Origin of the sequence: Paeniglutamicibacter kerguelensis, from assembly GCF_017876535.1 — a bacterium.
Classification (GTDB): domain Bacteria; phylum Actinomycetota; class Actinomycetes; order Actinomycetales; family Micrococcaceae; genus Paeniglutamicibacter; species Paeniglutamicibacter kerguelensis.
In genome coordinates this window covers 3270603-3286249 of the sequence record NZ_JAGIOF010000001.1, presented here as the reverse complement: position 1 = coordinate 3286249, position 15647 = coordinate 3270603, and the positions used below count along the sequence as shown (strand labels likewise).

Sequence of the window (15647 nt, the reverse complement as noted above, 5' to 3'; positions counted from 1 at the left end):
TTTCTTAACCGTTGAGCGAAAAGGTTCCGGTTCTGCCACCATCGACCACAAGGTTTGTGCCGGTGACATATGAGGATTCTGGTCCTAGAAGCCACAGCGCAGCCGCGGCGATTTCTTCCGGCGAAGCAAAACGCCCCAGGGGAACCGATGCTTGGTCTCGCAAACGTTCGGCGTCGTTGGCGAATCCTGCCGCAAGCATGGGGGTGTCGGTTGTTCCCGGCGAAAGGGAATTCACGCGGATGCCAATCGGGGCCAGCTCGGCCGCGAGGGACCTTGCCATCGCAAGTACCCCGCCCTTGGACGCCGTATACGCGACGTAGTCGGCCTGGCCGACCAGTGAGAGCTCGCTTGCAATGCAGACAATGGAGCCGCTTCCGGCGGTGGAGAGAGCGCCCGCGGCGGCTCGCATCACGTGGAATGTTCCCGACAAGTTGACTTGAATCATGCTCTGCCACAGCTCATCGGTCGTTTCGCCAATGGGGACCACCTTGAGGATGCCAGCCGCATTCAGGACACCGCTTATTGACCCAAAACGTGCTTCGGCATCAGCGAATGCCCTGTTCACCTGCTCCGAGTTGGAGACATCGGCTTCGAGAACCAAGAGCCGGTCGTTTGCTTCGTTGGCCAGGGCCTTCAATTGTTCGTCGGGAAGGCCCACTGCAACGACATTGGCATCCCTTGACAGCAGGGCGTGGGTAACGGCAAGGCCTATTCCCGAGGTAGCACCTGTGACAACGTAGGTTTTGTCCGCAAAAATCGTCATTACAACCCTTTCCTGCTGCATGGAAGTCGGCGGCCGCGCTGCCGAACTTTCTTGGTGGAGACCGCCTGGTTCATCGGGCTGCCATTGCGTTCCGTTGACTGCATCCCCGGAAGAAGCTCACGGCAAGCCGCGGCTGGACAAATCCAATCACGATTCACCCATGGCCCCGGCTTCCCGTGGCCTCGGTCCTAGTAGTCGGGGTACAGGTCCTCGGAGACGGTGATCGGTACCAGTGGTGCTGGAACGAGGGCCGGGTCGGCAAGCGCCGCATCGGCAAGCGATTCGCATGTCGTGAACCGTACGTCTCCCCAGTCGGCGGCCGTTTCGATGACCTTTCGGAGGGCTTCGAGGCGTCCTGCCCTGCCTGTGAGGAATGGGTGGCAGGTAAGCATGAACAAGGAACCATGGCGTCGCATTGCGTCGATTTCGTTTATCCACATGTCGGCAACGATTGTCGGCGACTGAATGATTTCCCCGAGCCGGGGTTCAGGAAGGAACGCGTATTGCTCCCAGTCGTCCAGGCTCCAATGTGGAGGAAGTTCTGCCACGGTTCCGGACTCGGTCTCGATGAGGTACGGGGTATCGGAATCCATCAGGCTGGAATCGTACTTCAAACCGAATTCGGCAACGAGGGATGGTGTCTGCCACGATGGCTGCCACATGGCAGCGCGGTGGCCCTTGGGGGTGATGCCAAATCGTCCGAGTGCCTTCATCGCCAGATCGAAATCGCGCCGCTCTTCATCCAGCGTCAGGTGTACTGCCTGCCGATGGGTGTGCGAGTGGTGTGCGATTTCATGCCCGGATTCCAGCACCTGCTCAACCATCTGCGGGTAGCGCTCGGCGGTGACGCCGGGAATGAAAAACGTGGCCGGTTGTCCGACATCCTTGAGCATTTGGAGAATCCGGGGAACGCCAACTTTTGGCCCGAAGGCCTGATGCGTCATGGCCATCGCACTTTCCGCGTGCCTGCGGCCTTCCGCAAGCACCGGGGATTCGGCATCCACATCGAACGTTAGCGCGGCCACGCATGCTGCACCTTGGAGCCAGCCTTTGTCGGTTCCGGTGTCTTCTCTTTGATTCATCGGGTCCTCATCACATATTTTGCGATTAATGAAGTGTGTTTGCACTCAGGGAAAGTTGCTTTTCGATGAGCCGCCAAGGTGGGCACGTGGCCCACCTTGGCGCAAGCGGGGTGTGCCACGTGCCCACAAATGACTGGAGGAACTTACGCTGTGGCGCTTTCCAGGGCTGAATCGCCCGAGCGGTTGGCCTTCTTGTCGCGGTTGACCATGAGTCCAAGCAGGTCAAAGACGACTGTTGCCGCGGCGAGGGTCGTGATGTCGGCGTGGTCGTATGCGGGTGCCACCTCTACAACGTCGGCGCCGACGATGTTGATTCCGTCCAGGCCGCGCAGCAACGCCAGCAGTTCGCGTGAGTGCAGTCCACCCATTTCCGGGGTTCCGGTGCCCGGTGCGAACGCGGGGTCAAGGACATCGATGTCGATGGAGACGTAGACGGGTGTGTCACCCAGACGATCCTTGACCTTTTGGATCGCGGCGGGAACACCGATCACATCGATGTCGGAGCAGCGAATGATCTGGAATCCGAACGCGTGGTCGTCGAGGAAATCCTTCTGGTCGTAGACCGGGCCGCGGATGCCTACATGCATGGACTTGTCCTCGACCAGGAGGCCCTCCTCGAAGGCGCGGCGGAAGATCGTGCCGTGGGTGATCGGCTCGTCGAAGTATGTATCCCAGGTGTCCAGGTGTGCATCGAAATGCAGGAGTGCGACCGGTCCGTGGACCTTGTTCAGTGCCCGCAACATTGGCAAGGCAATCGTGTGGTCGCCGCCAATGGCCACGACCTTCTTGTCGATGGCCATGAGGGGCAATGCCTGCTCTTCGATTTCCTCCACGGCCCTGGTGATGTTGTAGGGCGTGCAGGCGATGTCCCCTGCGTCGACGACCTGGGCTTCGCGGACAGGCTCCACGCCAAGCTCAACATGGTAGCCGGGGCGCAACAGGCGCGATGCCTCGCGAACGCCGGCCGGGCCAAAGCGGGCGCCCGGGCGGAAGGAGCAACCGCCGTCGAAAGGTACGCCAACGATCGCAATGTCGTAGTCAGGCACGGCATCGATTTGTGGCAAGCGTGCGAATGTTCCCAGTCCGGCATAACGGGGGACCTTGGTTGCATCCACGGGGCCGATTGGCTTGTGAGTCGTCATGATGTAAACCCTTCAAGGTGGAGGGACTGCCGGCTTGCCGTACTAGAAAGCGCTGGGATGCCCGAATGTCGTTGGTAGGAAGGTCTCCTGAAACGAGAGCGGGAATCCAAGAATTCATTCTCGCTCCGGGTCGTTCAGGGTGTTTGTCCGTGTTGTCTTCCCATCATTGGCAATAGGAGGTGTCATGTACAGAAAACAATTGACTACGAATAACAGCCCGAGCTATACATATGTATAACCAGCTCGGCGCTTCTTCCCGCGTCCGCGTGAACCGGAGGAGTACACCATGGCCATCACGGTTGCTGAATTGCTGGCCGAACCCCAGCTTGGCCTGAGCCTTATTGCCGGCGCAAGCGGGCTGGAAAACCAACTCACCTCGGCCCACACCTCGGATCTCCCGCGCCTCTGGGAATGGGTCACCGGCGGCGAAATCCTCATGACCAACGGAATGTCCATACCGGCAGACGCCGCCGGCCAGGTCGAGATGGCTCGGTCCCTGGTCGGTGCCGGCGCCCAAGCCCTGGCCATTGGCGCGAAGATGCACGCACCCGAACTCATGCCGGAGTTCCTGGCAGTGTGCGACGAGCTGTCGCTTCCAATCGTCAATGTTCCATTCCCGCTGCCGTTCACCGCGATTGCCCGTTCCGTCGCCACCGCATCGCAGAGCGAGGAATTCCGCAGGCTTCGGCAGACCGCGCGGATCTACGAGCTGCTTCGTCTGCCCTCTGCTGCGGAAGGCCAATGGGCAGCGCTGGTTCAAGGCATCGCCACGGTGCTTCGATCCACCATTTTCGTTGTAGACAAGCGTTGCCTGCATCCATGGCATCCGGAGGGCGACGCGCTGCCGGAGGACGTGCGCGAACAGGTCGGCCGATTCAGCGGCGGCCACGCCGAAGCGGCAAAACCCTTCCAATGGCACTTTGTGGATGACAGGCACATCCTGATGATGGAAATACCGACCCATGCCAACGCGGTCCTCGTGGTGCTTCCCGAGTCCCAGCCGCACCCCGATGCGGTGGTCCTGCTGCACGCCGCAACGGTCCTTGGGCTGGAACTTTCTCGCACGGCCTTGGCCCTGGAAAGCCAACAGCGGCTCGGTGCGGAGTTCCTGCGGCAGGCCTTTGAAGGGCACTTTGACGTGGCCGAAATGGAAAACCGGCTGGATGGCTTCGGGATTCCGGCAGGCAACTTCATGATGGTGTCGATGTCATGCGAGGACGCGCAAAAACTGGCAACGATCCACCAAGAGCTGTGGCAGCATGGCTATTCTTCGGTGTGCCTTCTCCAGGGCGATCGCTTGCACCTAGCCATCTCGGCCGAATGCCGAGGCGAGACGTTGCTGCATGTCGCGGGACCGGACATGCGGATCGGCATCAGCGCCATGGCGTCCACCCACCGGATGATCCAGGCGCAGCAGGAATCGCTGTGGGCGTTGGGGTCGGCCGAAAGCGGCAGCACCCCGCTGGTGCACTACTCCGATGGCCCGTCGTGGCTGGGCGTCACCAGCCACGAGCAGGGACTGGCAATCGTGAAACGCCTGCTGGGTCCGATCATGGACTACGAGCAGGGCAAGCAACCGGACTTGATGGTCACGCTCAGGACGTACCTGGAGCTGCAGCGATCGTGGCAGAAGACAGCCACCGCATTGTTCACGCACCGGCAGACCATCATCTACCGGATCCGGAAGATCGGCGAGCTGACGGGGCTGGACATGACGGAAACCTCGAGTTTGGCCCAGCTCTGGTTTGCCCTTGAGATCCAAAAGGTTATGCAGGCAAGCTGAGCCGCAGGCGGCGCTAGTTGTCCTCGCCCAGGTGGGCCAGGAGTTCCGCCTCGGCGCGATCCAGGTAGCCGCGCAGCGCAATCGAGGCTTCCTCGCGTTGCCCGGCGACCAGCAGCTCCACCAGGGACGCGTTGAGCTCGACGTAGTGGGAGTGGAAATCCGGGGCGTCGCTCATGGCGTGGAAGACCAGGCGCATCTGTGCGAGCACCCGGGTCATGAGTTCCTGCAGCCGTTCGCTTCCGGTGGCCCGGACCAACTGCTCATGGAAGCACTGGTTGGCGTCCGCCATTTGCGCGATGTCCCCGGCGGCCAGCGCCGCACGCGCGTCGACGACGATCGCGGCCAGCGCATCGGTGTCCAGGTTCGGGCCCCACAGCACCGCGGCGGGCTCGATGATGCGCCGCACGCCGTAGATTTCCTTCACGCCGCTGGCGCCGGGGGAGGAAACAAAGACCCCTCGGTTGGGGATGCGGGTGATGATCAGCTCGTTGTCCAGCACGGCAAAGGCCTCACGCAGGGTGTTGCGTGAAACCCCCAGGGCCGCGGACAGCGACTGCTCGGAGAGCTTGGCCCCGGGCAGCAGCTGGCCCTCGGCGATGCGTGAGCGCAGCACCGCGGCCACCCACTCGCCGGTGTGCGCGTGGGTGGAACCCTCGGCGAGGGGCAACGACGAAAGTACGGTGTTCACCAGCATCTTTCCAATCTAATCGATACTCGCCGAGAGCCCGCGATGCGTTAAGCGATGCTCCCGAGTGCTTCGCCGCGGTTGATGGCGGTTCCCGGTTCCTGGGCGCCGCGGGTGAAGGTGCCCGCACGGTGCGCCGCGATGGCCGACTCCATTTTCATGGCCTCGAGCACGGCAATGGTGTCGCCCTCGGCGACTGCCGCGCCCTCCTCGACGGCCCACTTGACCAGATTGCCGTTCATCGGCGCCACCAGCGTCGACTCGTCGGCCGCGGCCGCGATGTTCTCGGCGGCCAGGTCGAAGGCCGCCCCGGTGCCGCCGTGCCGGATCGAATCGACAAGCGAGGCTGGCAGGCCGATGTTCATGGCCTTGCCGTCGACCTCGATGGTGAGGGTTTCGCGCGCGGAGCCCGGCTCGGCCGCGGCGATTTCCGGGCTTGCGGCCAGCGCCTCGGCGAACTCGGACTCGATCCAGGTGGTGTAGACCCCGTAGCGCTCGTTGTTGGCGAACTCCGCGTTGCGCACCACGGCGCGGTGGAACGGCAGCACGGACGGAACGCCAGCGATGACCATCTCGTCCAGGGCGACCTTGGCGCGGCGCAGCGCCTGGGCGCGGGTGGCGCCGGTGACGATCAGCTTGGCCATCAGCGAGTCGTAGTGCGGGGGAATCACCGAGTCGGTGCGCACGCCGGAGTCGACGCGGATGCCCGAACCGGTGGGTACCTCGAACGCGGTGATGCGGCCCGGGCCCGGCAGGAAGCCGCGGGCCGGGTCCTCGGCGTTGATGCGGAATTCGAAGGAGTGGCCCTGCGGGGCCGGGTCCTCGGTGAAGGAGATGGCCTGGCCCGAGGCGATGCGGAACTGTTCGGCGACCAGGTCGACGCCCGTGGTTTCCTCGGTGATCGGGTGCTCGACCTGCAGGCGGGTGTTGACCTCAAGGAAGGAGATCAGCCCGTCCGGGGCCACGAGGTACTCGACGGTGCCGGCACCGTGGTAGCCGGCCTCGCGGCAGATGGCCTTGGCCGAGGAGTGGATGGAGGCGCGCTGTTCGTCGCTAAGGAACGGCGCGGGCGCCTCCTCCACGAGCTTCTGGTGGCGGCGCTGCAGCGAGCAGTCGCGGGTGCCGACGACCACGATGTTGCCGAGGGTGTCGGCCAGGACCTGGGCCTCGACGTGGCGCGGCTTGTCCAGGAAGCGTTCCACGTAACATTCGCCGCGGCCGAAGGCCACGGTTGCCTCGCGCACCGCGGATTCGAAGGCGTCGTCGATTTCCTCGAAGTTGCGCACGATCTTGATGCCGCGCCCGCCGCCGCCGAAGGCCGCCTTGATGGCAACCGGCATGCCGAATTCCTCGGCGAAGGCGCGGACCTCGGCGCCCGAGGCCACGGGGCCTTCGGTGCCCGGCACCAGCGGGGCGTTGGCGCGCACGGCGATTTCGCGTGCGGTGACCTTGTTGCCCAATGCGCGGATCGAGTCGGGGGAGGGGCCGATCCAGGTCAGTCCGGCGTCCATGACGGACTGGGCGAAGTCGGCGTTCTCGGCCAGGAAGCCGTAGCCCGGGTGCACGGCGTCGGCGCCCGAGCGGGCTGCGATCTCAAGGATCTTTGCGATGTTCAGGTAGGTGTCTGCCCCGGAGGCTCCGTTCAGCGCGTAGGCCTCGTCGGCGCGGCGCACGTGCAGCGAATCCGCATCCGGGTCGGAGTAGACGGCCACGGAAACCATGGATGCGTCGGCGCATGCGCGGGCAATGCGGACGGCGATTTCGCCGCGGTTGGCGATCAGTACTTTCTTCATGCGTGGATTCCTTAGAGGGTGCGGGAGCCGGTGGCCCGGGCTGCGTGGGAGACGTGGTGGGCGTGCGGGTCGATGAGCTCAAAGCGGATGCCAGCCCCGGGCGGGAGCTGGGCGGCGGCGCCGAGGTCCTCGGCGATGACCCCGGCGATGACCGGGTAGCCGCCGGTGACGGGGTGGTCGGCCAGGAAGAGCACGGGAAGGCCCGACGGGGGGACCTGCAGCGCGCCCATGGCGACGCCCTCGCTGGCGAGCTCGCCGGAACGGATCCGGGCTAGCGGGGTGGCGCCCTCGCCCAGGGCCAGGCGGACACCGACGCGGTTCGATTCGGCCGAGACCTTCCAGACCTGGCCGGTGAGCTGCGCCAGTCCGGCGTCGCCGAACCAGTCGTCGCGCGGTCCGGCGCTGATGCGCAGCGTGTACACGCCGTCTTCGTCGGGGACCGGAAGCGTGGAGGGCTCCGGGTTGCCGACCACGTGCGCGCCGTGGACGGCACCGACGGGGAGCAGCGAACCGCGGGTGAGCGGGGCCGGGCCGATGCCGGACATGGAGTCGGTGGAACGCGAGCCCAGCACCGGGGCCACGTCGATGCCGCCGCGCACCGCGATGTAGCTGCGCAGGCCCTCTCCGAGCGGGGTGAGGGTGAGCGTTTCGCCGTCGAGCAGGGCGAAGGGGGTGTTCATGGGGAGCAGACGTTCCTCGTGGAACTCATCGTCCTCGACCGGCACAATGAGGATCTCCGCCTCGGCGCCGGCCACGGCCAGCACCTGGTCGCCCGTTGCCTGCAGCGTGATCGAACCCATGAGGTTCTCGATGAGCGCCGAGGTGCTCTTGTTGCCGACCAAGCGGTTGGCCTGGCTGGCCGCGCCGATGTCCGCGGAGCCGGCCGCGGAGACGCCCAGGTTGCCGTAGCCGGGGCGGCCAAGGTCCTGGATGAGGGACTGCAGGCCCGGGTCCACGACCAACAGCGTGCCGTGGGCGGCGGCCGGTGCCGTCGAAGCCGGGACGGCCGACTGGGCCGGGGCAACCTGCAGGGAGGTGCGCGAGGGGATGAAACGCACGCGGTCCTGCGGGCGGATCAAGGCGGGGTTTTTCCGCTCCAGGTCCCAGAGCAACGCGTCGGTGTGGCCGATGAGCTGCCAGCCGCCGGGGGATTGGCGCGGGTAGACGGCCGAGTAGTCGCCGGCAAGCGCCACTGCGCCGGAGGGGACCACCTTGCGCGGGGTGTCGCGGCGCGGGACGTTCAGGATTTGGTTCTCGCCCAGCAGGTAGGCGAAGCCCGGGGCGAAGCCGCCGAAGGCCGCGCGCCAGGTCTGCTGCGAGTGCGCGTTGACGACGCCCTCGACGCTCAGTCCGGTCAGCCGGGCAACCTCGGCGAGGTCTTCGCCGTCGTAGTGCACCGGGACCTCCACCAGGGAACCGGCATCGGCCGGGGCCGAGCCCAGTTCCAGGGCGAGGACGGCGGCGGCGATCTTCTGGGCGCTGGCCCAGCCGTCGGTCTTGATGAACAGCGTGCTGGCCGCGGCCAGCACGTCGACCTGGCCGGGCAACGGGCTTGCCTCGAGCAGGGCGCCGAGAGCCAGGACCGAGTCCAGGTCGGAGAGCTCGACGAGCACCGAACGGGTGCCGGCAAAACGGGTGGAAATGATGCTCATGCGAAGCTCTTGATGCCGACGCCGGCGTTTTCAAGGCCGCTGCGCACGGCGGCGGCCATGGCCACTGCCCCGGCGGTGTCCCCGTGGACGCAGATGCTTTCGGCGTTCGTCTTGATGACCGATCCGTCAACGGCAACGATGGTGCCCTCGGTGGCCAGGCGAACCATGTTGGCCGTGACCTGGGCCGGGTCATGCAGCACCGCATTGGCCTCGCGGCGGGAGACCAGCGTGCCGTCCGGGTTGTAGTTGCGGTCGGCGAAGGCCTCAGCCACCGGGCGCAGGCCCGCTGCCTCGGCCTTGGCCAGGGCCACGGAACCCGGGAGCAGGAGCACCGGGAGGTCGGAACCGAAGGCGCGGATGGCGTCGATGACGGCCTGGGCGTGGGCCTCGTGGTGCACGATGGTGTTGTACAGGGCGCCGTGCGGCTTGACGTACTTGATGGTGGAGCCGGCTGCGCGGGTCAGCGCCTCGAGCGCACCCAGCTGGTAGAGCACGTCGTCGGCCAGCTCGGTGGGGGAGCAGTCCAGGAAGCGTCGGCCGAAGCCGGCAAGGTCCCGGTATCCGACGTGCGCGCCGATGGTCACCGATGCGGCGACTGCGTCGCGGCAGGTCTGGGCAATGACGCTGGGGTCACCCGCGTGGAATCCGCAGGCAACATTTGCCGAGGATACGGAGGTGAAAATTGCGGCGTCGTCGCCCATGGTCCAGTTGCCGAAGGATTCTCCGACGTCGGAATTCAGGTCGATGTATGGCATTTGTGACCCCCGTCTCGTGGTGTGGTTCCTTTAAGGATGCACTAATTTCACGGATTGTTCAACAATCCTTCGGGGGTTGTGTGCCGTCGGTTTGTCGAGGACCCATGTAGCAGAATCATGGCATAGCGGGTTGCCGGTGCCTAGGATAAGGGAACAGGGCGTGATGCCGCGGGGCGTCACCGAACCGAGGGGTGGGGAGAACATGAAATTTGTTTTCGAGATCGACATGAACACCGATGCGGTCAAGCTGGACCCCGAGGCCGAGATCACCAGGGCCCTTCGGTATTGGGCGGGGAACCTCAAGAACTACCCGATGGAGCAGGGAGCCGAGGAAGACGTCTACGACAGCGCCTACGAGCGGGTCGGCAGCTGGTGCATCATCGACGACTGAAACGTCGGTTGGCTTGTGCCGCGATCCTCACCGCGGCGCGGGCAACGCTCCTGCGACGGGCCCGTTGCAAGGGGACCGGGCAGCCCGCCGGCCTCCCGTAGGATCCAGCGGACTGCCCTGGCATCGACGTCGGCGGTCGTCGAGGATTTCCCGGCCGACGCGTTCGTTCGGGCGATACGGATTCGGCTTGCGGGAAGCGGTGCCTAGCCGTAGTACTCGAAGTGCCAGGCCTCGGCGTACGGGCTGCCTTCTTCGAGGATCTTGCGGTGGATCCAGCCGTACTTGCTCGAGTTCTGCTTCAGCCACTTGTAGTACTTGCCGCGGAACGAGTAGTCGTACGTTTCGGGGAAGTCGATGGCAGTACCCCAGCCGTGGTTCGAGGTTCCCGGACGCGCGGCAATGTAGGGGCCGAGTTCCTTCCAGTAGTAGTCCTGGGTGGCCCGGGTGCGGTAGGACAGGTCAATGGAGAGGTTCTTGCCGAACTTCTTCTTGAACGCGGTGTTCAACTTGGTCAGGGACGCAACAGCAGGCGCCGCAATCAGGGTCTTTTCCTTGTCCCATGGAACCGTGGACATTGCCCCCTGGTCGATCTTGCCGTTGGTCATGCGTTTGATCGACTGGTAGCTGTACTTCTTGGTGTTGCCTGTCGGTGCGCCGGAGCTGCGCTTCAATGCCGAAGACTTGACCCAACCCGAGGTGCCCTGGGTCCTGACGAAGTACCAGCCGGCTCGTTGCCCGCCCCGCTTCTCCAGCTTCAGGTCGCGGTAGGCCACCGAATTGCGGGGGATGTCCTTGATCCGGACGGATCCGCCAACGCTGCGGTATAGGCTCGTGGTCTTGTTCTTTGTCCAATACCTGTCGGTCAGTCCGGCACGGTTGGTGCTGTACTTGCCGGTGTTGACGGCCCTTCCGCCGAACACGTTCGTTGCCGCGGGCTTCCCTGCGGTGACCTTTTTCGCATGGGCATTCGAAACATGCCCGGCAATGCCCTTGTAGCTCACCTTGTACCAGCCGTTCGCGGCCTGCGCGGTGGCCCGCAAGGTGGTGCCCTTCGGGATGAGCTTCAGGGACTTCTTTTTGGCTGATGTGCCCCGGCGGAGATTGACATTCGCGGTGGTCTTGACCGAGATGTTGATGCGCTTGGTGCCGGGTTTCAGCGCCTGCCGTGTTTGTGGCGTCGTCGCGCCTTGTGCCATTGGCATGGCGGTGTGGGCCGCTTTTGGTGCGGCGCTTGCCGGAACTGCGGCCAGGGAGCTGAAGGCAAGGCTTGCGCCAAGGCCCAACAGCAATCCCTGTTTCCAGAAGCGGTGGCTCACTGGGCTCATGGGTGAAGCGGATACGGTCGATATTTTGGTCATAACGAAATGGGCCCCCTGTCTATGGCTGTGTGCAGCTACGAATAGGGCATGAATCATGCCTCTTCGCGTCATCGAGCTGCGTGAGACGAAGAGTCAATCTTAGCAATTTTCAATTCATAAATTTCTTGAAAAGTTCTTATCAAGCGGCAAAAACGCGCCGTGCGAGCGTGCAGGTTGCGGGAAATGCCTTATATTGAATCATGTTCCTCAACGGCCCATATTCCACTGGTTCCGCGGGAATTGAATAGTTTTGCGAAATGGTGGAAGCCGTTGCACGTTAACCCGTACAAATTGGGTGAAAATTCTGTATGTTCCCGCGTTTCGGCATGAAATAAAATCTGTCGCTTGCGCAGGAAATCGCAGGGGTCCCCCGGCCTGTCGGGATTCCAATGGCCGGGGGAGCTTGCTTTCGGCTCGGGTGGCCGCGAATTGCCGTTGCTCCAGATCCCGCCGGGGAGCGGGGCAAACGATCATCCGGTGACGCAACGGGGGCATCGAGGCCGCCGCCGGTGATCCCGAATCGCGGGCGATTTGCTCGCCGGTAAAAGTCCCGTGGGGCTTCCTGACAGACTTGGTGCGTGGACATCCAAATCATCACAACCGTCATTGCCGGAATCCTGTTGGCCGTAGCGGCGCTGGGAACCATCATCCCGGTGCTGCCCGGAAGCCTTCTCACCATCGGCACGCTTCTGGCCTGGGGATGGATCATTGGCAGCCCGGCAACGTGGTGGGCGGCGGGAATCGGCATGGTAATTGCGCTCGCCGGCTGGAGTGCCTCCACTGTCCTCACCGGGCGGAACCTCAAGCAACAACTCATTCCGCGTGGATCCATTTTCCTGGCGATCGTTTTGGCGATCGTTGGAATGTTCCTCATCCCGGTGGTCGGGCTTTTCCTCGGCTTCGGCGTCGGGCTGCTCGTGGGCGAATACTCGCGCCGCAAGAATCTGACCGAGGCGCTGCATGCCTCGGGATCCGCGCTGAAGGCGATGGGTCTGGGAATGCTGGTGGAATTCGGGTGCGCGGCCCTGGCCTCTTCGGTGTGGATGATCGGCGTCATCGTGCACTTCAGCACGCGCTGACGCGGATTGTGCGCCCGGGCACAGAACGCCCGCGGCCTACGCCACACCCCCCTGTGAGTTTGCCAACCGTTAGCCCCGTATTCGGACGCTGCCACGCCGTGGGCCAGTAGTCTCGAAAAAGAAGCGACTGAGACGTCCGCGGGTGTTCATTCCCCGCGGCCGGGTGACCTTGAAGGGGAATGCAATGCGGCTGGCACATCGAACGATGCCACTTGGTGAAGACATCTTGCTGGCCCGCCACGGGGATCGCATCCTGGAAATGACCCAGGACCGCAAGAACAACACGACCCGGGCGCTCTTGTCCGATGGCACCAGCGACACGGCTTCAAACTTCTTGGTGAGCCTCAACGCCCTCGCGGCGGTCACCCCCGCCGAGCGTTTCGGCAAGGTGGCCGGCGACTACTCCGCGGACCGGTTGCCGGTCAGCCGTCAGGAGATCCGCCTGATGGTGCGCCTTTCGGTGGCCTGGGCTGTAGTGAGCACCGCCATCGTCGGCGGCCTGACCTGGGCCATCTACTCCTACGGTGACCCGGCGACGCTGACCCAGATCATGGGCTCCAGCTTCTGATCCGGAAATCGATCGCCTCGATGCGCCGCCAACGCCGGTTGGCCGTGACTCGAGGCGATTTTTTGGTTGTGTGGCCTAGCGTTTTCGGAATGAATAGCGTCCGACGGCCCAGCCAATCAGCAGGACAACGCCAAGGGCTATCCACAACGGCGCATTGAGATTCAGGAAAAACAGCTCAACGCGAACGCGCTGGCGGTTTTGCACAATGAAGACCACGGCAAGGATTGCGCCGACAATCGCGATCCAGTTCTTGGCCGTAAGTTTGGACAGGAAACCGGTGACCGGATTCTTGCTGCTGCTGCGTGTATGGCTCATGGCACCACTCTATGTTCTGCACGGCGCACCGGCACAAGACTGCCGCGCATTGCCCCGGCCCTTGTGGCAACGGACTTTTCTAGTTGTTGGTGCCCGCTACAAGCAGGCCGCCAATGATTGCCGCCAGCCCCGTGAGGAACGCGGTTTCGGAGTTGTTTTTGCCGGTGGCGCGCTGGGCATCGAGGGCGCCCTCGAATTGCGGCAGTTTTCCCGCATACTGGCCGGGGTTGAAGATATCCAGCGGGGCGGTGGCGTCCAGCGCCGAGCCGAAGATGAACGACTCCAGGGCGACGATGGCCGGGACGATCGATTCCGGCTTCCATCCGGCACGCACGAAACCCCCTGCCACGGCTTCATACATTTCCAGGGTCCGGGGGGAGCCTGAAACCGGAAGCACGGCGATCATGGGGATCAGCGGGGAATGCTCCGCAAAGACGTCCCTGTACGACTGTGCCCAGCGGAAGAGCGCCTCATCCAGGGCGTGCGTGGCGAACACCGAGGAATCGACACCGTCCATGACGATTTCCTGGATCCATTGCATGAGTTCCTGCTTGGAGTCAACATGGTTGTACAGCGCCGAGGGCGAGACGCCAAGCGACTTGGCCACGGCGGACATGGTCAGCGTCGAATACCCATGCGTCGAGACCAACTTCAGTGCCGCCCTCGCAATGAGCTCTCGGTCCAGCACCACCGAACGCGGACGGCCGGCTCGGCGGCGCGGGGATTGCGCTGCTTCTTCGGGCACAGGTGGCTCCTCACGTGGCTCACTTCACAATACTTCTCTTCTGTCCTACTATTAAACCAGTCTAGTAAATGAACGCCATTCATTTAGCGCAACGAAAGAAGTGGAAATCATGACAACTCTGGATCGTGACGTCGTCATCATCGGAGCTGGCCCCTCGGGCCTGACCGCAGCATACGAGCTGCGCAAGGCCGGCAAGACCGTCGCAGTACTCGAAGCGCGCGACCGCGTGGGCGGCCGCACCTGGAGCCAGAACATGGACGGAGCCACCATTGAAATCGGTGGCCAGTGGATCTCCCCGGACCAGACCGGCCTGTACTCGCTGATCGAGGAACTGGGCATCGAAACCTTCGAGCGCTACAAGGAAGGCAAGTCCGTCTACATCGCGGAAGACGGCACCCGCACCGTGTATGAAGGCGAAGACTTCCCGGTCGGCGAAGCCACCATTGCCGAAATGAACAAGCTCATTGCCGAAATGGACCGCCTGACCGCAGAGGTCAACCCGGACGCCCCGTGGGAGCACCCGCAGGCCGCGGAGCTGGACATGGTCTCCTTCCACCACTGGCTGCGCACCATCTCCAACGATGAGGCCGCCTGCAACAACATCGGCCTGTTCATCGCCGGCGGCATGCTCACCAAGCCCGCCCACACCTTCTCCGCGCTGCAGGCATTGCTGATGTCCTCCTCCGCAGGATCCTTCTCCAACCTGGTCGACGAAGACTTCATCCTCGACCGCCGCATGGTCGGCACCATGCAGGGCGTCTCCATCGCCGTGGCCAAGCGCCTGGGCGAGGACGTCTACCTGAACAACCCGGTGCTGAAGCTGGATTGGTCCGAAGAGGGCGTCACCGCCTACGGCGCGGGCGTCACCGTCAACGCCAAGAAGGTTGTCATCGCGGTTCCGCCGAACCTGTACTCGCGCATCTCCTACAACCCGCCGCTGCCGCGTCGCCAGCACGTGACCCACCAGCACCAGTCCATGGGCCTGGTCATCAAGGTGCACGCCGTCTATTCCACCCCGTTCTGGCGCGAAGAGGGCCTCTCGGGCACCTGCTTCGGCCCGAACAGCATCGTCCAGGAGGTGTACGACAACACCTACCACGGCGAGTCCACAGGCACCTTGGTCGGCTTCATCTCCGACGTCAACGCCGATGCCATGTTCGAGCTTTCCGAGGCCGAGCGCAAGGAAACCATCCTCAAGGGCATCGCCGAGTTCCTGGGCGACAAGGCACTGACCCCCGAGGTGTTCTACCTTTCCGACTTCGGTTCCGAGGAATGGACCCGCGGCGCCTACGCCACCAGCTACGACCTGGGCGGACTGTTCCGCTTCGGACCGGACCAGAACAAGAACGTCGGCCCGATCTACTTCTCCTCTTCGGACCTGGCCGGCGAGGGCTACCAGCACGTCGACGGCGCGGTCCGCATGGGCCGGCGCACCGCCGCGCGCATCGTCGCGGCAGTGGACGGCACCGACTACGACGTGAACTACGACGGCGTCGTCTCCAAGTTCGCCGCCGCGCAGGAACAGAACGCTTAATT

The 15647-nt window shown here is 63.8% G+C and carries 15 protein-coding genes; 5 read left to right on the top strand and 10 right to left on the bottom strand.

The annotated features are described in order from the left end of the window. Positions 1 to 4 precede the first annotated feature (4 nt). From JOF47_RS14995 to speB, 3 genes are all read right to left on the bottom strand, one after another. Positions 5 to 763: an SDR family NAD(P)-dependent oxidoreductase gene (locus tag JOF47_RS14995; RefSeq protein WP_209999839.1), complete on the bottom strand. Its 759-nt coding sequence runs from the start codon at positions 761 to 763 to the stop codon at positions 5 to 7. 188 nt (positions 764 to 951) lie between these two features. Next, the gene (locus JOF47_RS14990) at positions 952 to 1788 is read right to left on the bottom strand and encodes a polysaccharide deacetylase family protein (RefSeq protein WP_342592802.1); all 837 of its coding nucleotides are present in this window, start codon (positions 1786 to 1788) and stop codon (positions 952 to 954) included. Between the two features lie 200 nt (positions 1789 to 1988). Beyond that, positions 1989 to 2987 carry an agmatinase gene (speB, locus tag JOF47_RS14985; protein WP_209999836.1) on the bottom strand — a complete coding sequence of 333 codons (999 nt, stop codon included), beginning with the start codon at positions 2985 to 2987 and terminating at the stop codon, positions 1989 to 1991. Positions 2988 to 3273: 286 nt separating this feature from the next. Between speB and JOF47_RS14980 the strand changes: the two genes are divergently transcribed. Continuing rightward, positions 3274 to 4770 (top strand): PucR family transcriptional regulator, encoded by a 1497-nt coding sequence (locus tag JOF47_RS14980; RefSeq protein ID WP_209999835.1) that lies wholly within the window; start codon positions 3274 to 3276, stop codon positions 4768 to 4770. A gap of 13 nt (positions 4771 to 4783) precedes the next feature. On the opposite strand, the gene JOF47_RS14975 is transcribed toward JOF47_RS14980, so the two are convergent. The 4 genes from JOF47_RS14975 to JOF47_RS14960 are packed head-to-tail and all read right to left on the bottom strand — an operon-like array spanning position 4784 to position 9655. Then, positions 4784 to 5464: a GntR family transcriptional regulator gene (locus JOF47_RS14975; RefSeq protein ID WP_209999834.1), complete on the bottom strand. Its 681-nt coding sequence runs from the start codon at positions 5462 to 5464 to the stop codon at positions 4784 to 4786. Positions 5465 to 5505: 41 nt separating this feature from the next. Next, complete coding sequence (locus tag JOF47_RS14970; protein ID WP_209999833.1) at positions 5506 to 7248, bottom strand: acetyl/propionyl/methylcrotonyl-CoA carboxylase subunit alpha; 1743 nt, start codon at positions 7246 to 7248, stop codon at positions 5506 to 5508. Between the two features lie 11 nt (positions 7249 to 7259). Next, positions 7260 to 8900 carry a 5-oxoprolinase subunit B/C family protein gene (locus JOF47_RS14965; RefSeq protein WP_209999832.1) on the bottom strand — a complete coding sequence of 547 codons (1641 nt, stop codon included), beginning with the start codon at positions 8898 to 8900 and terminating at the stop codon, positions 7260 to 7262. Next, positions 8897 to 9655: a LamB/YcsF family protein gene (locus JOF47_RS14960; RefSeq protein WP_209999830.1), complete on the bottom strand. Its 759-nt coding sequence runs from the start codon at positions 9653 to 9655 to the stop codon at positions 8897 to 8899. Before JOF47_RS14960 ends, JOF47_RS14965 begins: the two co-directional genes overlap by 4 nt. A gap of 202 nt (positions 9656 to 9857) precedes the next feature. On the opposite strand from JOF47_RS14960, the gene JOF47_RS14955 reads away from it, so the two are divergent. Beyond that, a complete protein-coding gene (locus JOF47_RS14955) occupies positions 9858 to 10046 on the top strand; it encodes a hypothetical protein (protein WP_209999827.1) in 189 nt (62 codons plus the stop codon). 203 nt (positions 10047 to 10249) lie between these two features. Here the strand turns inward: JOF47_RS14955 and JOF47_RS14950 are convergent, their stop codons facing one another. Beyond that, a complete protein-coding gene (locus tag JOF47_RS14950; protein ID WP_209999826.1) occupies positions 10250 to 11371 on the bottom strand; it encodes a M15 family metallopeptidase in 1122 nt (373 codons plus the stop codon). A 611-nt stretch (positions 11372 to 11982) separates the two neighbouring features. Between JOF47_RS14950 and JOF47_RS14945 the strand changes: the two genes are divergently transcribed. Both JOF47_RS14945 and JOF47_RS14940 read left to right on the top strand, forming a co-directional pair. Next, positions 11983 to 12483 (top strand): DUF456 domain-containing protein, encoded by a 501-nt coding sequence (locus JOF47_RS14945; RefSeq protein WP_209999825.1) that lies wholly within the window; start codon positions 11983 to 11985, stop codon positions 12481 to 12483. Positions 12484 to 12688: 205 nt separating this feature from the next. After that, positions 12689 to 13051: a hypothetical protein gene (locus tag JOF47_RS14940; protein WP_209999824.1), complete on the top strand. Its 363-nt coding sequence runs from the start codon at positions 12689 to 12691 to the stop codon at positions 13049 to 13051. Positions 13052 to 13126: 75 nt separating this feature from the next. On the opposite strand, the gene JOF47_RS14935 is transcribed toward JOF47_RS14940, so the two are convergent. Both JOF47_RS14935 and JOF47_RS14930 read right to left on the bottom strand, forming a co-directional pair. Beyond that, positions 13127 to 13366, bottom strand: coding sequence for a LapA family protein (locus JOF47_RS14935; RefSeq protein WP_209999823.1), 240 nt, complete (start codon positions 13364 to 13366; stop codon positions 13127 to 13129). A gap of 79 nt (positions 13367 to 13445) precedes the next feature. Further along, positions 13446 to 14111, bottom strand: coding sequence for a TetR/AcrR family transcriptional regulator (locus JOF47_RS14930; protein WP_209999822.1), 666 nt, complete (start codon positions 14109 to 14111; stop codon positions 13446 to 13448). 109 nt (positions 14112 to 14220) lie between these two features. On the opposite strand from JOF47_RS14930, the gene JOF47_RS14925 reads away from it, so the two are divergent. Further along, positions 14221 to 15645, top strand: a complete 1425-nt coding sequence (locus JOF47_RS14925) for a flavin monoamine oxidase family protein (protein ID WP_209999821.1) — start codon at positions 14221 to 14223, stop codon at positions 15643 to 15645. The last annotated feature ends 2 nt before the right edge of the window (positions 15646 to 15647 follow it).